At 61.4% G+C, this 21,604-nt stretch carries 17 protein-coding genes; 7 read left to right on the forward strand and 10 right to left on the reverse strand.

The window, feature by feature from the left end; genetic code table 11:
- Nucleotides 1–136 precede the first annotated feature (136 nt).
- Nucleotides 137–1,576: a TolC family outer membrane protein gene (locus AC3WJW_RS04555; protein WP_095964678.1), complete on the forward strand. Its 1,440-nt coding sequence runs from the start codon at nt 137–139 to the stop codon at nt 1,574–1,576.
- An 84-nt stretch (nt 1,577–1,660) separates the two neighbouring features.
- On the opposite strand, the gene waaA is transcribed toward AC3WJW_RS04555, so the two are convergent.
- Nucleotides 1,661–2,938 (reverse strand): lipid IV(A) 3-deoxy-D-manno-octulosonic acid transferase, encoded by a 1,278-nt coding sequence (gene waaA / locus AC3WJW_RS04560; protein WP_493725264.1) that lies wholly within the window; start codon nt 2,936–2,938, stop codon nt 1,661–1,663.
- Nucleotides 2,939–2,949: 11 nt separating this feature from the next.
- On the reverse strand, nt 2,950–3,852 hold the full coding sequence (locus AC3WJW_RS04565) for a LysR family transcriptional regulator (RefSeq protein WP_493725265.1): 903 nt from the start codon (nt 3,850–3,852) through the stop codon (nt 2,950–2,952).
- A gap of 103 nt (nt 3,853–3,955) precedes the next feature.
- On the opposite strand from AC3WJW_RS04565, the gene AC3WJW_RS04570 reads away from it, so the two are divergent.
- From AC3WJW_RS04570 to AC3WJW_RS04585, 4 genes are all read left to right on the forward strand, one after another.
- The gene (locus AC3WJW_RS04570) at nt 3,956–4,288 is read left to right on the forward strand and encodes a DMT family transporter (RefSeq protein ID WP_007977444.1); all 333 of its coding nucleotides are present in this window, start codon (nt 3,956–3,958) and stop codon (nt 4,286–4,288) included.
- 133 nt (nt 4,289–4,421) lie between these two features.
- Entirely contained in the window at nt 4,422–5,597 is a 1,176-nt protein-coding gene (locus AC3WJW_RS04575; protein WP_493725266.1) for an NAD(P)/FAD-dependent oxidoreductase, read from the forward strand.
- Complete coding sequence (locus AC3WJW_RS04580; RefSeq protein WP_007977442.1) at nt 5,594–6,406, forward strand: aldo/keto reductase; 813 nt, start codon at nt 5,594–5,596, stop codon at nt 6,404–6,406. Before AC3WJW_RS04575 ends, AC3WJW_RS04580 begins: the two co-directional genes overlap by 4 nt.
- 32 nt (nt 6,407–6,438) lie before the next feature.
- Nucleotides 6,439–7,407, forward strand: coding sequence for a hypothetical protein (locus tag AC3WJW_RS04585; protein ID WP_007977441.1), 969 nt, complete (start codon nt 6,439–6,441; stop codon nt 7,405–7,407).
- A gap of 142 nt (nt 7,408–7,549) precedes the next feature.
- On the opposite strand, the gene hldE is transcribed toward AC3WJW_RS04585, so the two are convergent.
- Nucleotides 7,550–8,974: a bifunctional D-glycero-beta-D-manno-heptose-7-phosphate kinase/D-glycero-beta-D-manno-heptose 1-phosphate adenylyltransferase HldE gene (hldE, locus tag AC3WJW_RS04590; protein WP_218475980.1), complete on the reverse strand. Its 1,425-nt coding sequence runs from the start codon at nt 8,972–8,974 to the stop codon at nt 7,550–7,552.
- Between the two features lie 176 nt (nt 8,975–9,150).
- On the reverse strand, nt 9,151–10,953 hold the full coding sequence (gene msbA, locus AC3WJW_RS04595) for a lipid A export permease/ATP-binding protein MsbA (RefSeq protein ID WP_218483216.1): 1,803 nt from the start codon (nt 10,951–10,953) through the stop codon (nt 9,151–9,153).
- A 154-nt stretch (nt 10,954–11,107) separates the two neighbouring features.
- On the opposite strand from msbA, the gene AC3WJW_RS04600 reads away from it, so the two are divergent.
- Together AC3WJW_RS04600 and AC3WJW_RS04605 are read left to right on the forward strand one after the other, a co-directional pair.
- Entirely contained in the window at nt 11,108–12,970 is a 1,863-nt protein-coding gene (locus AC3WJW_RS04600) for an O-antigen ligase family protein (RefSeq protein WP_493725267.1), read from the forward strand.
- Nucleotides 12,970–14,190, forward strand: coding sequence for an acyltransferase family protein (locus AC3WJW_RS04605; protein WP_493725268.1), 1,221 nt, complete (start codon nt 12,970–12,972; stop codon nt 14,188–14,190). The genes AC3WJW_RS04600 and AC3WJW_RS04605 overlap by 1 nt, the downstream gene beginning before the upstream one ends.
- Nucleotides 14,191–14,220: 30 nt before the next feature.
- Here the strand turns inward: AC3WJW_RS04605 and AC3WJW_RS04610 are convergent, their stop codons facing one another.
- The 6 genes from AC3WJW_RS04610 to AC3WJW_RS04635 are packed head-to-tail and all read right to left on the reverse strand — an operon-like array spanning nt 14,221 to nt 21,471.
- Nucleotides 14,221–15,105 carry a glycosyltransferase gene (locus AC3WJW_RS04610; RefSeq protein ID WP_493725269.1) on the reverse strand — a complete coding sequence of 295 codons (885 nt, stop codon included), beginning with the start codon at nt 15,103–15,105 and terminating at the stop codon, nt 14,221–14,223.
- On the reverse strand, nt 15,102–16,256 hold the full coding sequence (locus AC3WJW_RS04615) for a glycosyltransferase family 4 protein (protein ID WP_493725270.1): 1,155 nt from the start codon (nt 16,254–16,256) through the stop codon (nt 15,102–15,104). Before AC3WJW_RS04615 ends, AC3WJW_RS04610 begins: the two co-directional genes overlap by 4 nt.
- Nucleotides 16,253–17,695 carry a PIG-L deacetylase family protein gene (locus tag AC3WJW_RS04620; RefSeq protein WP_493725271.1) on the reverse strand — a complete coding sequence of 481 codons (1,443 nt, stop codon included), beginning with the start codon at nt 17,693–17,695 and terminating at the stop codon, nt 16,253–16,255. The genes AC3WJW_RS04615 and AC3WJW_RS04620 overlap by 4 nt, the downstream gene beginning before the upstream one ends.
- An 8-nt stretch (nt 17,696–17,703) precedes the next feature.
- Nucleotides 17,704–18,600 carry an antimicrobial resistance protein Mig-14 gene (locus AC3WJW_RS04625; RefSeq protein ID WP_493725272.1) on the reverse strand — a complete coding sequence of 299 codons (897 nt, stop codon included), beginning with the start codon at nt 18,598–18,600 and terminating at the stop codon, nt 17,704–17,706.
- The gene (locus tag AC3WJW_RS04630) at nt 18,600–19,730 is read right to left on the reverse strand and encodes a glycosyltransferase (protein WP_218475965.1); all 1,131 of its coding nucleotides are present in this window, start codon (nt 19,728–19,730) and stop codon (nt 18,600–18,602) included. The genes AC3WJW_RS04625 and AC3WJW_RS04630 overlap by 1 nt, the downstream gene beginning before the upstream one ends.
- The gene (locus tag AC3WJW_RS04635; RefSeq protein ID WP_493725273.1) at nt 19,714–21,471 is read right to left on the reverse strand and encodes a carbamoyltransferase family protein; all 1,758 of its coding nucleotides are present in this window, start codon (nt 21,469–21,471) and stop codon (nt 19,714–19,716) included. The genes AC3WJW_RS04630 and AC3WJW_RS04635 overlap by 17 nt, the downstream gene beginning before the upstream one ends.
- Nucleotides 21,472–21,604 lie beyond the last annotated feature (133 nt).

A 21,604-nucleotide genomic window follows, 5' to 3' on the forward strand; every position in this document is an offset into this window, starting at 1 on the left:
CACGCAGTATCAGGATTGTTGCCACCCCAATGCGCAACTACACTCGCTACGCTGAGCCGCGCATTGACGCTGTCGAAGCAGGGCCTTAGCCTTGGCGCTCAAATTACCTTTGTAATATCAATTCTAGGGATCGTCTATGCTGCGCAAACTCTCACTGGCCCTTGCCGTGTCTTGTGCGTCCAACGGATTGGCCTGGGCAGCAGATGCGCCCTTATCGAACAAGACGGACCTTGTCAGCGTTTATCAGGAAGCCGTCAACAACAACGCCGATCTGGCGGCTGCCATCGCCCAATACGGCGCGCAGAAGGAAGTCGTGCCCCAGGCCCGCGCCGGGCTGCTGCCGAACCTCTCGGGCGGCGCGAATGTTTCCGAGGTGCGTACCTCGCTCGATCAACCTTCGGGCACGACCAACCGCGATGCTCATTCCTACCAGGCCACTTTGGCGCAGCCGCTGTTCCGGGCAGACCGCTGGTTCCAGTTCCAGGCCGCCAAGGAAGTCAACGAACAGGCCGCCCTGCAACTCTCGGCGACCGAGCAGAACCTGATCCTGCAAACCGCCGACAGCTATTTCAACGTGCTGCGCACCCAGGACAACCTGGCCTCGACCAAGGCCGAAGAAGCGGCGTTCAAACGCCAGCTCGATCAATCCAACGAGCGTTTCGATGTCGGCCTCTCGGACAAGACCGACGTATTGAACTCACAGGCCAGCTACGACACCGCACGCGCCAACCGCATCGTTGCGCAGCGCCAGGTGGACGACGCCTTTGAAGCATTGATCACCCTGACCAACCGTCAGTACAACTCGATCTGGGGCATCAGCCATAACCTGCCGATCCTGCCACCAGTGCCGAACGACGCCAAGGCCTGGGTCGAAACGGCGGGCAGGCAGAACCTCAATCTGTTGGCCAGCAACTATGCCGTCAGCGCCGCCGAACAAACCCTCAAGCAACGCAAGTCCGGGCACTTGCCAACCGTTGATGCGATCGCCAAGTACGAGAAAGGCGACAACGATGCTCTGGGCTTCAGCAACCCGAACAACCTGCCCCAGGCGTACGGTGGCGACGTCGATCAAACCACCGTCGGCCTGCAACTGAACATCCCGATCTACAGCGGCGGCCTGATCAACTCCCAGGTGCGCCAGTCGTATGCACAACTGGACCAGACCGAGCAGCAACGCGAAGCCCTGCGCCGCAGCATCGTGGAAAACACCCGCGACCTGCACCGCGCGGTGAACACCGATGTCGAGCAGGTACAGGCGCGCAAGCAATCGATCATCTCCAACCAGAGTGCGGTGGAAGCGACTGAAATCGGCTATCAGGTGGGGACGCGAAACATCGTCGACGTGCTGGATGCGCAGCGCTCGCTCTACAACTCGGTGCGCGACTACAACAACACCCGCTACGACTACATCCTCGACAACCTGCGCCTGAAGCAACAGGCCGGCACGTTGAATCCGGGGGACCTGCAAAACCTCGCACGCTGGCTCAATCCCAACTACAACCCGGACAAGGATTTCCTGCCACCGGACCTGGCCAAGGCGGCAGAGGAACAGTTGAAGGCGCGACCGGAGCAATAAAAGCAAAAGCTTCGCGAGCAGGCTCGCTCCCACAGTGTTTCGAGTGTGGGAGCGAGCCTGCTCGCGAATGAATACGACTCGGTCTTAGCGCTCGATCAACCGCCCCAACCCATCCAGCAAGCGCTGCAACGCCCCCTGGTTGGCGCGCATCACCTTCAACCCGGCCTCTGCCATGCGCTGTGCATCACGCGGCAGTTCGAACAGCCGCTGCACCGCCACCGCCAGCCCTTCGGCATCCTCCACTTCCTGCAACGCCCCGGCACTGCGCAACTGCGCAGCGATTTCGAGGAAGTTGAAAAGATGCGGCCCGCTCAGCACCGGTTTGGCGAGGGCCGCCGGCTCCAGCAGGTTATGCCCGCCGTTCGGCACCAGGCTGCCGCCGACGAAAGCACTGTCAGCCAGGGCGTAGAGAAACAGCAACTCGCCCATGGTGTCGCCCAGCAACACGGAAGTATCGGCACTGACCGCTTCGCCACTGGAGCGCCGGACGGTGGCAAACCCTTGTTGCTGGCACAGCCCGTACACCGAATTGAAGCGTTCCGGATGACGCGGCACCAGAATCAGCAATGCATCGGGGTGACTGGCCAGCAACTGACGATGAGCCGCCAGCACGACCTCGTCTTCGCCGTCATGGGTACTGGCCGCGATCCACACCGGTCGCTCCAGCGCCTGCCATTGCCCGCGCAACTGGCTGGCGCGCTCGAGCAGTTGCGGGCCGATGGTCAGGTCGAACTTGATCGAACCGGTGACCTCGACGGTTTCCGTCCGCGCGCCCAGATCACGGAAGCGCTGGGCTTCGGCCTCGGTCTGCACCGCGAACAGGCTCATCTCGGCCAGCATCGGCTGGGTCAGTTTGCGCAAGCGGCCATAGCCCCTGGCCGAACGCTCGGACAGTCGCGCATTGGCCAGCGCTACGGGAATCCCGCGTTTGGCACATTGATGGATATGGTTGGGCCACAGCTCGGTTTCCATGATCACTGCCAGTTTTGGCCGGACCCGATCGAGGAAGCGCCGGGCGGCGCACGGCAAATCGTAAGGCAGATAGCAGTGCTGGATGCGTGGCTCATTGGCAAACAGGGCGAGGATGCGTTCCGAACCGGTCGGCGTCATGCAGGTCACGGTGATCGGCAGATTCGGGTAACGCGCCAGCAAGGCGCGGATCATCGGCGCGGCAGCAATGCTTTCGCCCACCGACACGGCATGCACCCAGATGCCGCCCGGTTTCATCGCCGGCATCCCGTAGGAGAAGCGCTCGCCGATGCGCCTGGCATACGCCGGCGCCTTGCGCGCGCGCAGCCAAAGCCGAATCGCTACCAATGGCAGCCCCAGATAAAACAGCGCGGTGTAGAGAGTTCTATTCATGGCGGCGGAGTTTATCGGCTTTTTTCGCCAATCGTCTGCAAGTGCACGGCAAAACGTTCGGCGAGCCAGCGCGCGGCCGGACCGAGGGGCTCGTCCCGGCGCCATACCAATTCCACCACCAGGGCCGGCGGGGTCCATTCGCTGACCAGTTCGACCATCTGGTTCTGATAGGTCGGGTATTGCACCACGTGGCGCGGCAGCCACGCCCAGCCAAGGCCGCGCACCAGCCATTCGGCCATTACATAGAAACTGTCGGCGCGCCAGACTTGCGGGCTGGCGGGATCACTGCCGGGATAAATGCTCGACTCCGTGGACATCAGCAACTGCCGATGCTGCGCCAATTGCTGGCCGTCCACCGTGCCTCTGCCCGCCAACGGATGATCCTTGCCGCACACCGTGACCATTTCCACGCTGCCCAGCACGCGACGCTCAAGCGCCTCGGGAATCTGATCGTGAAAGAACAGCAACCCCAGGTCTGCACGCCGCTCCACCAGCTTGCGCGCGACATCGCCCTGGGCGGCACTGGTCAGTTGCACTTCAAGGCTGGGGAATTTTTCCGCCAGGGCCTCGAAGCTTTCGATGATCGGCTGATAAGGCATCGCCTCATCCTGGGCCACGCGCAGTCGTGCCTCCTGGCCGCGCATCATCGCCAATGCCCGGCCATTGAGTCGTTCACACTGACGCAACACTTCCCGTGCCTCGTCCAGCAAAGCGGTACCGGCTTCAGTGAGCTTCGGCTGACGGCCGCTGCTGCGGTCGAACAGGCTGACGCCCAGGTCATCCTCCAGCAACGCTATCGCACTGCTGACCGCCGACTGCGCCTTGCGCTGATCCCGCGCCACGGCCGAAAACGAGCGCTGCTCCGCTACGCTGACAAACAACCGCAGTTGCTCCAGATTCCACTGCATGCTCATGGCTCAACCCATCTCTTTAACAGATAGGTAATGACTTTACCGCATCTGGCAAATCACTAGAATGCCGACCTCAGAGAGCAACACTTCACACGAGGATTGACCCATGACCGCTTACTACTACCTGGCCATTGCCATCTGCGCCGAAGTGATTGCCACTGTTTCGATGAAAGCCGTCAAAGGCCTCAGCACCCCGCTGCCACTGGTGCTGGTCATCCTCGGCTACGGCATTGCCTTCTGGATGCTGACCCTGGTAGTGCGCAGCGTTCCCGTGGGTGTGGCGTATGCCGTATGGGCCGGCATGGGGATCGTGATGGTCAGCGTCGCGGCGCTGTTTATCTACGGGCAGAAACTGGACGTGCCGGCGATGCTGGGGATGGCGCTGATTGTGCTGGGTGTTGTAGTGATACAACTCTTTTCCAAAACCGCGGGGCACTGAAAGAAAAGATCGCAGCCTTCGGCAGCTCCTACAGGGGAATGCGTGCGCCTGTAGGAGCTGCCGAAGGCTGCGATCTTTTTTCCCGTCTCAGCTCTGTATACTGCGCCCTCGTCTTGAACACAGAGGTCGCTGCATGCCATCCGTTATTTCCACCGACGTTCTGATTGTCGGCGCTGGTGTCGCCGGCCTCTGGCTGAACGCGCGCCTGCGCCGCCAGGGTTTTTCGACCGTGCTGGTGGAAAGCGCCAGCCTCGGCGGCGGGCAGACCGTGAAGTCCCAGGGCATTATCCACGGCGGCGCCAAGTACGCATTGCACGGTGCCCTGACCGGCGCTTCGGAAGCCATCGCCGACATGCCGCGCCGCTGGCGGGAAGCCCTGGCCGGTGACGGCGAGCTGGACCTGTCTGGTGTGCGCCTGCTCTCCGAAGCCCATTACCTGTGGTCCCCTGGCACCCTCGCCGGCAACCTGACCAGCTTCTTCGCCAGCAAGGCCGTGCGCGGTCGCGTCGATCAGGTCAAGGGCGACCAATTGCCGCCCGCGCTGCAGGACAAGCGATTCAAGGGCAAGGTCTATCGCCTGGCGGAACTGGTGATCGATGTGCCGAGCCTGATCCAGCGCCTCGCCGACCTCGCCGGTGACGGCTTGCTCGCCGGGCAGAAGATCGAACCGCTGCTGGAGGGTGGCAAGCTGGTCGGCCTGATCGTCGATGAGCGCGAGATCCGCGCCCAGCGCATCGTCTTGAGCGCCGGCGCGGGCACGGCGCAACTGCTCGAAGCATTGGGCCTCAGCGAGCCGGCGATGCAGCGTCGACCGCTGCACATGATCATCGCCAAGGGGCCGAGCCTCAAACCGCTGTACGCCCATTGCCTGGGCGGCGGCACCAAACCGCGCATGACCGTCACCACCCACCCGGCCGCCGACGGTCAATGGGTCTGGTACATGGGTGGCGACATCGCCGAAAGCGAAGGCGTGCTCCGTGAGCCTGCGGAGCAAATCGCCACCGCACAGAAAGAACTCGGCCAGTTGCTGCCGTGGATCGACCTGAGCACGGTGCAGTGGGCCACCCTGCGCGTGGATCGCGCCGAACCCCTGCAATCAGGCCTGACCCGCCCCGACAATGCGTTTGTCGCAGAAGAAGGCCGGCTGCTGGTGGGCTGGCCAACCAAACTCGCCCTGGCGCCGGACTTCGCTGACCGGGTCATCGCCAGCCTGACCCGCGACGGTATCCAGCCAGGCCACCCGGCAGCACTGCCTGTACTGCCGAAGCCACCGATGGGCGTACCGGCCTGGGAGCAACTGCTGCCATGAGTCAACCGACCCTGCATGACTTGCATCGCCCCCTGGGCAGCAGCGGCCTGCTGGTTTCACCCCTGGGCCTGGGCACGGTGAAACTGGGCCGCGACCAAGGTGTGAAATACCCCAGCGGCTTCCGGATTCCCGATGACGATGAAGCGCGCATGCTGCTCAAGCTCGCCCGCGACCTGGGCATCAACCTGATCGACACGGCCCCGGCCTATGGCCGCAGCGAAGAACGCCTCGGCCCGTTGCTGCGCGGTCAGCGTCAGGATTGGGTGATTGTCAGCAAGGTGGGTGAAGAGTTTGCCGATGGCCAGTCCCGTCACGACTTCAGCGCGGCACACACGCGCATGTCGGTAGAGCGCAGCCTGCAACGCCTGGAAACGGACTTCATCGACCTGGTGCTGGTGCACTCCGATGGCAACGACCTGGCGATCCTCAATGACTGCGAAGTTTACGAAACCCTCGCCGAACTCAAGGCCGAAGGCAAGATTGGCGGCTTCGGGTTTTCCGGCAAGACCGTCGAAGGCGGATTGAAGGCGCTGGAGCAAGGCGACTGCGCGATGGTCACCTACAATCTGAACGAACAAAACGAGAAGGCCGTCATTGACTATGCTGCTGCACACGGCAAAGCCATTCTGGTCAAGAAAGCCCTCGCCAGCGGTCACGTATGCCTGAGTCCGGGCGTGGACCCGGTGCGCGCCAGTTTCGAGTTGCTGTTTGAACATCCGGGTGTTGCCAGTGCTATTGTCGGGACCATCAATCCGCTGCACCTCGCCCACAATGTCGCGACCGTTGCCCAGGTCCTACGTAGCCACTGACGCCGCTCACGCGGCCTTAAGCAGGAGCCGACATGTCGCGCACGCTCATCAGAAAGAACCCGAGCAACTTCAAGACCCTGCCGTTATTCGTCGAAGCGACTCCCGAAGGCCTGAGTTACCAGAGCGTCGGCAGGCCGCTGAATTTCTCCCAGACCCTGCAACGTCGTCGGCCGGTCACGGTCGGCGACAGTGAACGATTTGCCCTGGAACTGGCCAATCTCGGGGTCTCGGTGCGCCTGACCCTGCATTGGCAGAATCGCGACTACTGGGTGCTGGTGCGTCAGCGTCGGCAGGACCGTGGCGACGTGGTGCTCAAGCTGATCTCCGGTTACGTGCCGGCCCACGAACTGAACCTCCCCCTGCACACGGCGATCCAGGAGATTGCCGAAGAATGCCTGCTGGAAACCCCGGAGGGCTGGCTCGGTGGCCGGTTCAATGACACCTGGCTGCCGGCCCCCTACTCGGCCGCCCTGCATTACCGCGAAGCCCTGCCGTTTCGCTTGTCGCCACTGTCCGGCTCGGCGCGGCCGGTGCGTTGCGCCAACCTGACGCTGATGGAACGTCCGCGGGCTTACGTGCATTTGCCAACGGCGTCGCTGCAACTGATTTACGACCTGCGCCTGGACGTTCCCAAGGAAGCCAAATCCCTGAGTCTGTTCCATGTCGATGAAAGGCTCGAAGGCGATCAACTCGTCGCCCGTCTCGACCGCAAGCGCCCCGACCTGTACTTGATGCCCTTGCAGGACGGCCACCCGATGGCTGAGCTCTACACCCTGAAAAAGGATCAGCTGCACCCGGCCAGCACCCGCGGCCTGTACCTGGCCGAGAGTTTTGCCCGACAGGAAGGCTGGCTGGTACGCGATGAACGAATTCGCTGGAAGGACTGGGTGAGGCAGCAGGGTTTGACCCCGCCGGGGAAGGATTCGGGCTTGGCGCGGTTACGCGGGAAAGCCAAGCTGCTGCTGAAGAAAATCGTGCCGCGCAAGAAGGTCAGCTCTTAAAGCAAAAGATCGCCGCCCCCTGTAGGAGCGAGCTTGCTCGCGATGAACTCAGCGGCACCGCATTCAATCAGTCAATACGCGGTATCGTTCACGTCCATCGCGAGCAAGCTCGCTCCTACAGAGGCTGCGATCTTTTACGGCTTCATTCGGACTTGCGGATCTTCTCGACAATCGCCGTGGTCGAGCTGTTTTCCACCAGCCCCAGCACTTTCACGGTACCGCCGTAGGCCGTCACGATGTCCGCGCCGACCACCTGGTCGATCCCGTAGTCGCCACCCTTGACCAGCACATCCGGCTTGATCGCGCTCAGCAGGTTTTCCGGGGTGCCTTCCGGGAAACTGATGACCCAGTCCACCGCGCCCAACCCGGCCAGCACCGCCATGCGTCGGTCGACACTGTTGATCGGACGGCCCGGCCCTTTCAGGCGGCTGACCGATGCGTCGTCGTTGATCGCGACAATCAGGCGATCGCCCTGGGCCCGCGCCTGTTCCAGATAGGTCACGTGGCCGGCATGCAGGATGTCGAAGCAACCGTTGGTGAACACGATCCGCTCGTTGTGCGCGCGGGCATCATCGACCGCCAGCAACAGTTGCTCAAGACCCAGCACACCGCGCTCGGAACCTTCCGCACGCTGGATCGCACGACGCAGTTCCGGCGCACTGATGGCCGCCGTACCGAGCTTGCCCACCACGATACCGGCTGCCAGGTTGGCCAGGGCCACGGCGTGAGGCAGTTCTTCACCCGCGGCAATCGCTGCTGCCAGGGTGGAAATCACTGTATCGCCGGCACCGGTCACGTCGAACACTTCACGGGCACGGGCCGGCAGGTGCAGCGCCGGATGATCCGGACGCAGCAAGGTCATGCCGTGTTCGCCACGGGTCACCAGCAAGGCACCGAGGTCCAGGTCGTGCATCAGCTGCGCGCCCTTGTTGACCAGCTCGTGTTCATCGGCGCAACCACCGACGATGGTTTCGAATTCGTTGAGGTTCGGCGTGATCAGGCTGGCGCCACGGTAGATCGAAAAGTCCTTGCCCTTTGGATCGGCCAGTACCGGAATGCCGCGGGCCCGGGCGGCCTGGATCAGCGCCTGATGATTTTTCAATGCGCCTTTGCCGTAGTCGGACAGCACCAGCACCTTGATGCCTTCGAGCAACTCGTCGACCTGCGCGGCCAGGGCCAGCGCGTCGGTGGCGAAGGGTTCTTCGAAATCGATACGCAGCAGTTGCTGGTGACGACTCATGACCCGCAGCTTGACGATGGTCGGCTGGTGCGCAATGCGCTGGAAGATGGCGCGCACGCCAGCGCCCTTGAGGCTGTTGACCAGGCTATTGGCGGCCTCATCGTCGCCGGTTACACCGACCAGCGAGGCCGGAGCCCCCAGGGCGGCAATGTTCAAGGCAACGTTGGCAGCGCCGCCCGGACGGTCCTCGATGTGATCGACCTTGACCACCGGCACCGGCGCCTCAGGGGAAATCCGTGAGGTACCACCATGCCAGTAACGGTCGAGCATGACATCGCCGACCACCAAGACAGGGGCTTGATCGAATCGCGGCATGGACAACTTCATGGTGCAACCCACATACAGAATGAACAGGGGCGCGATATTAACACAGGGTTGGCGTCGGCTTGTGCGGTGGCTGCAACGGGATGATTTGCCGGGTATTTTTGCTCATTTTTTGAGCAGAAGACCCGCCAGGCGACGGCACCGGCACGAAAGGGCGAGCCAGGCTCGCCCTTTCGGGGTCAGGCGATGTCTTCGGCCGGGGCGTCGAGGCCCATCGCGTTGAGGCGCGAGTAGTAGCCGTTTTGCGCCAGCAGTTGCTCGTGGGTGCCGCGCTCGACGATTTTCCCCTGATCCATGACCAGGATCAGGTCGGCCTTCTCGATGGTCGACAAGCGATGAGCGATCACCAGCGTGGTGCGACCTTTCATGACCTGATCCAGGGCGGCCTGGATATGCCGCTCGGACTCGGTGTCGAGTGCCGAAGTCGCCTCGTCGAGAATCAGCAGCGGGGCATTCTTCAACAGCGCCCGGGCAATCGCCAGGCGCTGACGCTGGCCACCGGACAACAGCACGCCGTTTTCCCCGACCTGGGTGTCCAGGCCTTCGGGCAATTGAGCGATGAAGTCCATCGCGTAGGCATCCTTGGCCGCTTTTTCGATGTCTTCACGGGGTGCCCCGGCCAGGTCGCCATAGGCGATGTTGTTGGCCACCGTGTCGCTGAACAGGGTCACGTGCTGAGTCACCTGGGCGATATGCCGACGCAGGTTCAACAGCTTGTACTGTTCCACCTCGACGCCATCGATGAGGATTTCGCCCTTGTCGTGGTGATAGAAACGCGGAATCAGGTTGGCCAGGGTCGACTTGCCGCTGCCCGAACGCCCCACCAGCGCCACCATTTGCCCGGGCTCGACCGAGAAACTGATGTCATTGAGCACCTGACGCTCGGTGTCAGGGTAGGTAAAGCTGAGGTTGCGCACGTCCAGGCGGCCGCTGACGACATCACGCTCGACGGTACCGGTATCGACTTCAGGCTCGACATCCAGTTGCTCGAAGATACTTTCAGCACCGGCCACACCTTTCTGGATGGTCGAGCTGACTTCGGACAGCTGGCGAATCGGCTTGGGCAGCAGGCCGGCCAGGGTGATGTAGGCCACCATGTCGCCGGCGGACGCATCGCCACGCAGGAACAGCACCAGGAACATCAGCACGGCCATGGCGGTGTAGATCACCAGTTGCAGCAGCGGCGTATAGATGGCACCGGTGCGGGTCATGCGCAATTGCTTGTCGGTATTGCCCTGGCTGGCGTCGAAGAAGCGTTTCTCTTCGTATTTTTCACCGCCGAAGCTGCGCACCACGCGATAGCCCTGGATCGTTTCGGACGCCACGTGCGTCACGTCGCCCATGGCCAACTGGATTTTCTTGCTTTGCTTGCGGAATTTCTTGCTGGCCGTGCGCACCATGATGGCAATCAGCGGCAGGATGGCGACCATTACCAGCGTCAGGCGCCAGTTCATGTACAACAGCGAGGCAAACAGGAAGACCACCGTCATGCCTTCACGAATTACGACCTTGATCGCATCTGTTGCCGCCCCCGTGACCATGGTCACGTTGAAGGTGATACGTGAAATCAGGTGCCCCGAGTTATGCTTGTCGAAATACCGGTTCGGCAACACCAGCAGGTTGTTGAACAACTGGACCCGCAAGTCATGGACCAGGCCCAGGGAAACCTTGGCCAGGAAGTAATTGCCCAGGTACGACCCCAACCCCTGCCACGCGGCGATCAGGATGATCAGCAACGGCACCGCCTGCAGCAGTTGCAGGTCGCGCAGGTAGGGCACGGTTGGAAACAGCGCCGCTTCAGGATTGGATAGACCGTCGACGAAGTACTTGAGGATGTAGCCCAGCATTGGCTGCGTCGAAGCGAAAATCAGAAAACCGACGATGCTGATCAGGAACAGGCTGATATACGGCCGGACATAGCCGAGCAGGCGGAAGTAGATTTTCAAGCTCGATGGGCTTGCGGAGAGACTGGAGTCGGTCATATCACGCGAATGTCGATGAAAAGGACGCTGACTTTAGCACAGCTTCCCCAGGGTTCTGGCAATCGCATACAGTCTGTGTATTGTGGCACGTCAAATCGCCACCCGCTGTCCCTGCCTTGGTACGGTCGCTCAATTCAGGAATAAGTTACTCAGCATGCAATTAAACGCTTTGAACAGCACGTCCAACAGAATCTTCGATTTCATTTGTTTGTGGATCCTTCCGCTCGGTTACTTATTGCTGCTTTGTGCACTGTTTTTCCTGCCGGGGCGCAGTGTGCATCACAAGCTCTATTATGGCCTGTTCAGCATTCCGGCACTGATTGCACTGTGCCTGCGGCCGCGGCTCGCCAAGGAGCTGCTGCACGAACCGATCGTCATTGCAGCCCTGCTGTTTGTGGGGTGGGCACTGCTCAGCCTGTCCTGGGGTCCGGGCGACGAAATCGAATTTGGCCAGTTCAAACCGCCATTGCACACCCTGATGCTGTTCGTTGGCTGCTACCTGCTGGTGCGCTATCGCAGCGAAATCATTCAACCCCTGCTGTTCTGCGCCGCGACGTTGGCGTTGATCATCTCCGCCTATAACCTCTACAGGTTTGACCTGATCTACCAACCGGAAATGCGCCTGATCGGTGTCGGCGCGTTCGACAATCCACTGCTCAGCTCCCACGTCTTCGGCTTTTTCTGTACCTACTGGCTAAGCCTGAGCATGACCTGCAAGCGCCCCCGGATTCTTTGGTTGAGCTTGCCAGCGATGGCGATCATGTTCGCCACCGTGCTGGCCACCGGCTCCAGGACGCCACTGGTTGCACTGACATTCGCTGCGCTGTGGCTGGGTTTCATCTGCTGGAATCGACGCTCGGTCCTCTTGCTTGCCTCCATGTTCATCGCCGGAGCGGCGACTTTCGCGCTATTAGCGGACAAAATCATCGAAAGAGGCAGCTCCTTCCGCATCGAGCTCTGGCAATTGACCTTGGGCAGGATCGCTGAACATCCGTGGATCGGACATGGCTACAACGCCCGGCTGACCCTGGACCCGGGCGTCGGCTACACCCTGCAAGAGCCCCATAGCTTTGCCCTGGGCGTGCTCTACTACGTCGGCATTATCGGCCTGCTGCCATGGCTGTTCTTCCTCGCATGGGGCCTCATCAGTAGCCGGCGCCATCGCGTGCAACCGCTGTTCATCATTGCCTCGGCCTGGCTGGCCTTCGGTATCGGCGCAGGCCTGACTGAAGGTGGCGGGATTATCTCGCGCCCCAAGGAGCACTGGTTCCTGCTGTGGATCCCCCTGGCGCTGATCGCCGCATTGAGTATCAATCAACGGGCCAGACGCCTGCTGGACACGCAGATCAAGGCCGCGGCGCCAAGCGCCCTGCAGCAACTGACGGCCGATGCCCGGGTCATCGAAGAAGACGGTTTGGGGCCCAAAGTCCTGCGTCTGACCGACGGCAGCTTTCTCAAGCTGTTCCGCCGGCGTCGCTGGTATACCTCGGGCAGTTTCACGCCCTATTCCGATCGTTTTGCCGTCAACAGTGTGCAACTGCGCAGCATGGGCATCCCGACCCCGCAAATCCTCGATCTCTACCGGTTCGAAGACGGCAGCACCGCGGTGCACTACTCGCCGTTGCCGGGCAACACGCTGCGCCAGATCCTGCAAGGCATCACCGCCCCGGCGGTGCGCCAGGCACTGGTGGAGCGCTTCGGCAGGTTCATGGCTCAACTGCATCAGAAAGGGATCTACTTCCGCTCCCTGCACCTGGGCAATGTGCTGGTGCTGGAGGACGGCGAGTTCGGTCTGATCGACCTGGCCGACCTGCGAATCTACCCTTCATCATTGAGCCCGTCCCTGCGTCGGCGTAACCTGCGCCATATGCAGCGTTACGCAGAAGATCGGCGTTGGTTGTTCGAAGACCACTTCGAAGCGTTACTGCAGGGATACGCCGCGGCGGCCTCGAAAGCCGACGTGGATAATTTGCACAAGCAAGTGCTGGCGGCGAATCCTCCGGCCCAGGCTCACTGATGACAGAAACCAACCCGCTTATCGCGATGACGGGCTATCTGCTTGCCATCGCGACCGCTGCGCTACTGCTGCGCACGGTGCCAGCATTCACCCGACAGCTGGAGCATAGCGGTGAAAGCCGCTTTGCCGGCATCGACGGCTTGCGCGGGTATCTGGCTTTCGGCGTGTTCGTGCACCACTCGATCATTACCTGGATCTTTCTGCGAACCGGCGTGATCGATTTTCCACCGAGCAATTTCTACTCGCAGCTCGGCCAGGGCAGCGTTGCCCTCTTCTTCATGATCACCGGTTTTCTGTTTTGGGACCGCTTGCTTACCCATGGGCGGCAACACGACTGGCTGGCATTTGCGATATCGCGGCTGTTTCGCCTCTATCCGCTCTACCTGCCACTGATGTTGGCCGTATTTGTCTGTGTGTTCTATTTGCAGGACTGGGAACTCAAGGACTCCGTCACCCAACTCATCGGCCAGACTCTGGCCTGGCTGACCTTCGACCGGCCAGACGTCAACCAGTACCACCAGACCGGCATGCTGATCTCCAACGTCACCTGGACGCTGGGGTACGAGGTGTTTTTCTACCTGGCCCTGCCACTGGCCGCCATGGTGTTCATTTATCGCGGTGGCTGGATGCAGACGGTGCTGTGCCTGATCGGTATCTACACCCTGTACCAGGTGGTCGGCTGGGAACACTCGCTGAAGAAGCACTTCCTGGCCAGCTTTCTCGGTGGCATCGCTGCGGCGTACTGGATTCGCCGACCACAATGGGTCGCCTGGAGCCTGACTCCACTGGCGGGCATCATCGCTCTGCTCGCCCTGGTCATCGCCTTTACGGCGTTCAACCGTGCATTCAACCTGAGGGCACTACTGCTGCTGTCACTGTTTTTTGTGATCGTGGCATCCGGCAATACCCTGTTCGGCGCCCTGAGACCACGCAGCATTCGCTGGCTCGGGGAAATCAGCTACAGCACGTATTTGCTGCACGGTTTCGTGCTCTGGATTCTGGTGCAGCGACTGCCGCCGTTGTTGCATCTTGACGCTCGGCAAGCCTGGGTCTTCCTGCCGTTGCTGGCCGTGTGCAGTTGCCTGTTGATCATCATCAGCAGCCTGACTTACCAGTACATCGAAAGGCCTGGCATCAATGCCGGCAAGAAAACCCTGCACTGGCTGCGCCAGAACAGGAAGGCCGGGAAAGAACTGGAGAAGTCGGCTCAACAACGCTGAGCAATCCCCCGTTGAGCCCCCCCCCTTGTCTCAGCCTTTCTCCAGCCGTGAGAAATACATCCGGCCCAAGCCGCGCCAGGTTTTCTTGTTCCAGGCCTTGAAAGGAATCTGCGCCAGCAACTCACGCGCCAGCTTGCGATCACGGTTGGCGGTCTTGAGGAACATGGAATTGAGAAACTTGTAGCGCACCTCGTCATACAGCGGGTGATCGCTGAAGAGCGCGTAGGTGCGCAGGATGCTGTCGATCATGAAGCGGTGGTTCTTGTAAGAGTTGGTGGCATGCTTGCGATAGCGCGCCATCAACACGTTCAGACCATCGATGAAGTAACCGGCATGGGTCACCTTCAACTCGATCAGCAAATCCTCCAGACGAATGGTCGGGTCGAAACCGCCCACCTTCTCCAGCGCTTCGCGCCGGATCATCAGGGTGGGTGCCGGAGGATAGGGCTTGCGTTCCAGGAACATGTCATCGAAGTCCAGGCGACGGAACGGCACATCCCGGCGCTGGCGCTTCTCCGGGTAGAGGTTGCCGTCGGCATCGATCAGCTCGATGTTGCCGGCGCAAATGCCGACCTCGGGCTTGCCATCCATATGCGCGACCTGGATGGCGATTCGCTCCGGCAACATGATGTCATCCGAACCGAACGGCACGATCAGGCTGCCCTTTGACCGGGCAATCGCACCATTGAGGGTGTTGGTCAGCCCCTGGTTTTCCTGGACCCGGAAGTCGAAACCATGGGTGGCCTGCAACGCCTTGATCCGCTCGACGCTGTCATCCTTCGAACCATCGTCGACCACCAGCAACTCAATGTTCCGATAGGTCTGGTTGAGGACGCTGAGAATGCTTTCCTCGATGTAAGGGGCGTGGTTATACGACGCGATGATGACCGTGACGATGGGTTGCGCGTCGTTCATGGCTGTTCCTTGCGGGCCTGCTCCAGGCCGGAGTCGATCAGATTGAGGTATTCGCGACGGAACGCCTCGATGTCATGGTGTTGTTGCAGATAACGGAAAGCCTGCTCGCCCTTGGCCTTGAGTTCGTCATCCGACAGCCCGAGGTAAGTGTCCAGCGCAGCCTGCAGCGTCGGCACATCCTTGGGCGTAATTGCCAGGCCACCGGCCCCCTCGATGAGCGGCAACATGGCCGGCACGTTCGAGGCAATCACCGGCAAATGCCCACTCATGCCTTCGAGCAGCGCCAACCCGAGGCCCTCGGCCAGGGACGGCATGGTCCAGATGTCGAACGCGCGAATGTACTGCAGGGCAATTTCCTTGAACCCCAGCAAATGGGCGCGACCGCCGAGGTCGAGACGGTCGATCTCCGCCGACAGGCGCGACTCTTCGCGGCCGGCACCGATGATCGCCAACTGGGTATTCGGGTATTTGTCCTTGAGCGCGGCAAAGGCCTGCAGCAAATAGATATGGCCCTTGACCGGCACCAGCCGCCCCAGTGCACCGATCAGCCGTACCGACGGATCGATGCCGAGCATTTCACGGGCCTTTTCACGACTGTGCTGCAGACCTTCGGCCTGCTCGATGTCGATGGCATTGGTGATGGCGTAGGTATTCTGGTCGGTGAAGCCACAGTCGCAGTCCAGCAGATACTGTTTCACCGCAGGCGACACACCAACGAAGCGCCAGTGACGATCGATCAGGCGCTGGGTCTGGCGGCGCCGGTAAAAACGGTCGTACTCGCCAAAGCCGTGGGAAATGCCAATGCACAACGGCACTTTCAACCAGCGGTTGAGCGCCAGCATCATGTTCACTGGCTTGAAGCGGTTGCAGATCACCACATCGAATTTTTCCCGGCGGCAGAACTTGTACAGCTGCCACATCGCCCGCAGGCGCATGCCCTTGAGGGACTTGTCGGAAAACTCGAAGTACACCGAACGATCGGCCCGGCTCACCGCTTCGCCCGGCCCGGGTTTACCCCGCAGAAACGCGGCGGTCACTTCATATCGATCGGTGGGCAGGGCCTTGACGATTTGCTCCGCGAGGTCGGCAAAATCATGGGCTTTGACGTTGTAGTCAGGCTGCAGTTGCAGGACCTTTGACCGCTGACTCATAACTCTCCCCGCTGAGAAACATTGCCTGGTGTGTGCTTGATGGACCACAAGAGCTCGTGGCGCCGGACGGCCTTGCGAAAGAATTCGTTCTCGCCATAGGTGGGCGGCACCCGGCCGGCCAACAGCCGCTGGATCATGCGACGCAAGCGGCGCTTGAACGGCATCGGCGGCTGCAGGTCGTGCATCATGCCCAATGCCATGGCCTTGTCCCGCTGTTGCTCCAGCGGCATCGGCAGGCAATAGGGCTGCATCGGCTGGACGGAATCGAAGGCCGGCGGCAAGGCGATGCCGTCACCGCTATCGCCCATCGGCCAGCGGTCGTTGTCGTGCAAGTGATTGGCGTAGCCCAACAGCGTGGTCGGTTGCCAGTCCAGGCCTTGCAAGGCCTCGAGAACTGCCGCCTGGGCGCAGATATGATCGGGATGCGGATCCAGGGTCGGATGCGGCAGCACGATGACCTCGGGCCGGGCCCTCAGTAGCAATTCGCGCAGATCGGCCAGCAAATTGTTCCAGGTCGGCGCGCCATCGGCATCGCCTGGCAGTGCGAAAGGATTCAGCTGGCGAAATAGACGGGTATCACTCAGGTCCGCTTCCCGCGATCCCGCCGGCACGCCAGGCGCGGCCTGCATGCTCGCCAGTTGCAGGCAGAAATAACCCAGCTGTACGCAGCGGGCCTCGGGCACACCGGCCCAACGCGGTACGGCAATGCTGTCCCAGGTGCGCAGGCGGCCTTTCAAGCGGGCCGCATCGACCTTGTTCAGGCCCATCTGCCGGTAGTGTTCGGCTTCGATTTCACCGGCAGTCAGCGTGACGATCCAGGTTTCGTCGGCCTGGCTGTACAAACCGTAGGCCGCCAGCTCGGCGTCATCGGCGTGGGGCGCGATGACCATCACTCGCTGACGCCGGTAATCCGGATGCTCGAGTGCCCATAGCACCGGCTCACCGAACACTCGACAGAAACGCCCGCGCAAGCGCAGGTCACCACGGGACAGCGCCTGAGCCTGACCACTGAGATTGAGGTAGCGCAGGCCGTTTACGCCCCGTTCGAAGGTTTGTCGGTCAGGGTTTTCGCCCCCCGCCAACTCGACCACCGGATCAAAAAAACGACCCAGCCAGGTGCTTTTTACCCGCAGGGCCAGCACCAGCGTCGCGTCGTCGACCAGCATCACGCCCTCGTCCAGCCGCAAATGTTCACCGCTCAGGTGCACCTTGGGCTGTGGCGTGTACGGGGGAAAGCTGTACTGGTAATCGTCTTTCGGCGAGTAGAACAGATGGTCGGCAAACCAGGCTTCGTGGGCCATCCAGCCCAGTACCGCCAGCACCAGCGGCAACCACCAGGCCACCAGCACACCGATGACGATCAACAGCACCAGCGCGATCAACAGGCCGATGCGTTTAGTGCGCCGATGGCGCTTGAGCAGTTGCTGTTTGCGGCTCATGGCTTGGCTCATACGGTGAAGACCGGCACAGGGTTGCACCAGCGATCCTTGTATTCACGGTCGGCGCGACCGAAAGAAAAACGCAACGGCTTGTCCTGCGCCCGGGCATGCTCCCAAGCGCTTTGCGTATTGAGAAAACTCAGCACACTGCCGGGGCTGAACTCGCGAGTCTCGGGATCGACCCCGCCGTTGATGTACTCGACGCTGATCCACTGCGGGGTTTCGACGCGGTACACCAATTGAATCGCAATCGGCGCATCGTTGAGAAAAATCACCGAACCGATCAGCAACTCGCGCAGCAACTCGATGACCTCGGCCATGCGTTCGGCCCCCGTCGCCGGGAAACCCCAGCGGCGCTGGAACAGGTCGCAATAAATCACCGCCAGCTCAGCGCTGGAAAATTCGGACACCGGGCGCACCACGCCTCCGGCCTCTTCCAGCAGGCGCAATTCACGGCGCTGGTTGTAGCGAAATTTCTTCGACAGCTCTTCGGGGGTACGAGCCATGGCCAGCTGCTCAGCCTGCAACCGGATGCCAGTGAACCGCCCTTCGTTCAACGCCGACAGATAGCGCCCGCGATGGCGCAAAGGCGCCTGGGTATCGGCCGCGGCCGGCAGGATGATCTCGGCATTGCCCAGGTCGAACAGACCTTTTTTGCCGCGACGCTTGAGTACGTCCTTGGACAAGGCCAGGTCGCGTCCCCAGGTCGGGATCGCCGCCTTGACCTCACCACCCTGCATCCAGGCCAGGTAGCGCACCGGGATGTCGGCCAGTTGCGCCAGGCGCTCGACCACCATGGGATGTGTCGCGACGCTGCCGCCATAACGCTGCCAGGTTTCGGCGTAAGTCGCGGCGTCGACTACCGCCCAGCCACGCTCGCGCCAGCCTTGAAATCGGTTGAGCATCAGCCCCTCTGTGCCAGTTCGGTAACGTGCGGCAAGTGCCAGAAAGCATCGCGCACTGCGCGGTCGGAAAAGCGTTCGCGCAAGCGCTCGAGCATCATCTCGGCACACTGCCGGCGTTGCTGATCATCCATGGCAGCCAGGTGTTGCAGGCCCTGGGCCAGATGTCCGGCATCACCCAAGGGGAACAGAATACCTACGCCTTCGACCACTTCTTTCGCTCCGCCGCACGCCGTGGCGAGCAAGGGGACGCCGGCGGCCATGGCTTCCAGCAGCACCATGCCGAACGGTTCGTGATCGGAGCTCAGGGCGAACACATCGAAGGCGCGGAAATAGTTGCGCGCATCCGGCACCTGGCCGAGGAACAGCACCCGGTCGCCGATACCCAGCTCGCGGGCCTGAGCCTTGAGGTCTTCCTCCAGGCGCCCCTTGCCGAGAATCACCAACTGGCTGTTGGCCGGCAACTGCGGCAATGCCTCGGCGAATCCATCGAGCAGCGTGGCCTGGTCCTTGTCCGGATGCAGGCGTCCGACGTTGCCGACAATCCAGGCATCCGCCGCCAGCCCGAGGGTTTCCCGGGCCTCGCGAGCCGACACCTGCGTGGCTTGCAAGGCATCGACGTCGATGCGGTTGTACAACGTCTGAATTCGCGAAGCCGGCCACTTCGGCAGGCAACTGCGCATGTCGTCGCGCACCGCGTCGGACACACCGAGCAGGCTCAAGCGCTTGCGGAATATATGGGCGAACAGTTTGCGGCTACCGCGCTTGTAGTCTTCAAACCCGTGGTGCACGCCAATGACCGGCAACGACGTACCGAGCAGGGCGATATAAATAGGCTTGAAGCGATGAGCGATGCAGAAACTGAAGTTGCGCGACGCGGCGATCTTGCGCAGATCGCCGATGGCGCCCAGTTTCAGGCCACGAATGGCCTTGGAACTGTACTCCATGAACAGCACCTCGTCGGAGGCGCAGCCCGCGGCGACTTCGGCATCGGCAACCCCGGTGAGAAACACCGTGGTCACGCGATAGCCAGTCCCCGCGAACAGGCTGGCGTACTGCCGTGCGCAGTCCAGGAACGGCCCGTCATAGCCGTGGCAGAACTGCAGCACATGACGTTCAGCCGAACGTGTCATAGGCGTTTGCGCCCTCTTTGACCACCAGGATGTCTTCCATGATCAGATACTGTAGATCCGAACCGAAGAACATGTTCAACGCGTCAGTCGGCGAGCAGATCATCGGTTCGCCGCGACGGTTGAGCGAGGTGTTGAGCGACACACCGTTGCCGGTGAGCACTTCCAGCGCTTTCATCATGTCGTAGTAGCGCGGGTTGTATTCGCGTTTGAGCACCTGGGCGCGGGAGGTGCCGTCTTCGTGGACGACTTCGGGCACGCGGGTTTTCCACTCTTCCGCCACTTCGAAGGTGAAGGTCATGAACGGAGCCGGGTGATCGATCTTGATCATCTGCGGCGCCACGGTGTCGAGCATCGACGGGCAGAAAGGCCTCCAGCGCTCGCGGAACTTGATCTGGTGGTTGATGCGATCGGCCACGCCGGGCACGCTCGGGCAACCGATGATCGAACGACCGCCCAGTGCACGCGGACCGAACTCCATGCGACCCTGGAACCAGGCCACCGGGTTGCCATCGACCATGATTTTGGCGATCTGCTCCGGCATGTTGTCGAGCTTGCGCCACGTCGGCTTGTCGGCATGACGGGCGCAGGCCGCGATCACGTCTTCGTTGCTGTACGACGGGCCGAGGTAGACGTGTTCCATCTTCTCGACCGGTACGCCACGGGCGTGGGACACATAGGCTGCCGCGCCCACTGCAGTACCGGCGTCACCGGACGCCGGCTGTACGAACAGCTCCTTGACGTCGTCGCGAGCGATGATTTTCTGGTTGAGCTTGACGTTCAACGCACAGCCACCGGCGTAAGCCAGCTTGCCGGTTTCCTTGAGCACGTCGCCCAGGTAGTGGTCGATCATCTGCAACGAAATTTTTTCGAACAGCGCTTGAATGCTGGCGGCGTAGTGGATGTAAGGCTCGTCGGCGATGTCGCCTTCGCGCTTCGGACCCAGCCACTCGATCAGTTTCGGCGAGAAGTAGTAACCCTTGCCCTTCTCTTTATAGCGACGCAGGCCGATGACGTTGGCGTAGTCGGTGTTGATCACCAGCTCGCCGTTTTCGAACGAAGCCAGGCGCGAGAAATCGTATTTGCTGGCGTCGCCGTACGGCGCCATGCCCATGACCTTGAACTCACCGTCGAGCATGTCGAAACCGAGGAACTCGGTGATCGCGCCGTACAGGCCGCCGAGGGAGTCCGGATCGAAGAATTCCTTGATCTTGTGGATCTTGCCGTTTTCGCCATAACCGAAGAAGGTCGTGGCGTACTCGCCCTTGCCGTCGATGCCCAGGATCGCGGTTTTCTCTTTGAAACCGGAGCAGTGGTAGGCGCTGGAGGCGTGGGCCAGGTGATGCTCGACCGGCTCGATCTTGATCTTCTTCGGATCAAAGCCCAGTTGCTCCAGGCACCAGACGATCTTGTTGCGATAGCGCTTGTAGCGACGGTTGCCCATCAGGATCGCGTCGAGTGCACGGTCCGGGGCGTACCAGTAACGCTTGGCGTACTGCCAGCGCGCCTTGCCGAACAGGCTGATCGGGGCGAACGGGATCGCTACCACGTCGACATCGGACGGCTTGATGCCAGCCTGTTCCAGGCAGAATTTCGCCGATTCGTAGGGCATGCGGTTCTTTGCATGTTTATCGCGTACGAAGCGTTCCTCTTCAGCCGCCGCGACCAGCTTGCCGTCGATGTACAGGGCTGCGGAAGGATCATGGCTAAGGGCGCCGGACAGGCCAAGAATCGTCAATGCCACAGGGGTCTAGCCTCTTTAGTCTGCATGCAGGCGCAAGCGCCTCAAAAATTAATGTGCCCTCGCAAGGGGCGAGAGACAGCTAAAGGGCGGGATTATAGCGTAAAAGCGGCGGCAAGCCTCTAGCCGCAAGCGG

It is taken from the genome of Pseudomonas sp. GW821-FHT07G06 (assembly GCF_058986625.1).

Coding starts and splice junctions, on each gene's coding strand:
- AC3WJW_RS04555 (WP_095964678.1), top strand. CDS start 137: ATGCTGCGCAAACTCTCACTGGCCCTTGCCGTGTCTTGTGCGTCCAAC.
- waaA (WP_493725264.1), bottom strand. CDS start 2,938: ATGAATAGAACTCTCTACACCGCGCTGTTTTATCTGGGGCTGCCATTG.
- AC3WJW_RS04565 (WP_493725265.1), bottom strand. CDS start 3,852: ATGAGCATGCAGTGGAATCTGGAGCAACTGCGGTTGTTTGTCAGCGTA.
- AC3WJW_RS04570 (WP_007977444.1), top strand. CDS start 3,956: ATGACCGCTTACTACTACCTGGCCATTGCCATCTGCGCCGAAGTGATT.
- AC3WJW_RS04575 (WP_493725266.1), top strand. CDS start 4,422: ATGCCATCCGTTATTTCCACCGACGTTCTGATTGTCGGCGCTGGTGTC.
- AC3WJW_RS04580 (WP_007977442.1), top strand. CDS start 5,594: ATGAGTCAACCGACCCTGCATGACTTGCATCGCCCCCTGGGCAGCAGC.
- AC3WJW_RS04585 (WP_007977441.1), top strand. CDS start 6,439: ATGTCGCGCACGCTCATCAGAAAGAACCCGAGCAACTTCAAGACCCTG.
- hldE (WP_218475980.1), bottom strand. CDS start 8,974: ATGAAGTTGTCCATGCCGCGATTCGATCAAGCCCCTGTCTTGGTGGTC.
- msbA (WP_218483216.1), bottom strand. CDS start 10,953: ATGACCGACTCCAGTCTCTCCGCAAGCCCATCGAGCTTGAAAATCTAC.
- AC3WJW_RS04600 (WP_493725267.1), top strand. CDS start 11,108: ATGCAATTAAACGCTTTGAACAGCACGTCCAACAGAATCTTCGATTTC.
- AC3WJW_RS04605 (WP_493725268.1), top strand. CDS start 12,970: ATGACAGAAACCAACCCGCTTATCGCGATGACGGGCTATCTGCTTGCC.
- AC3WJW_RS04610 (WP_493725269.1), bottom strand. CDS start 15,105: ATGAACGACGCGCAACCCATCGTCACGGTCATCATCGCGTCGTATAAC.
- AC3WJW_RS04615 (WP_493725270.1), bottom strand. CDS start 16,256: ATGAGTCAGCGGTCAAAGGTCCTGCAACTGCAGCCTGACTACAACGTC.
- AC3WJW_RS04620 (WP_493725271.1), bottom strand. CDS start 17,695: ATGAGCCGCAAACAGCAACTGCTCAAGCGCCATCGGCGCACTAAACGC.
- AC3WJW_RS04625 (WP_493725272.1), bottom strand. CDS start 18,600: ATGCTCAACCGATTTCAAGGCTGGCGCGAGCGTGGCTGGGCGGTAGTC.
- AC3WJW_RS04630 (WP_218475965.1), bottom strand. CDS start 19,730: ATGACACGTTCGGCTGAACGTCATGTGCTGCAGTTCTGCCACGGCTAT.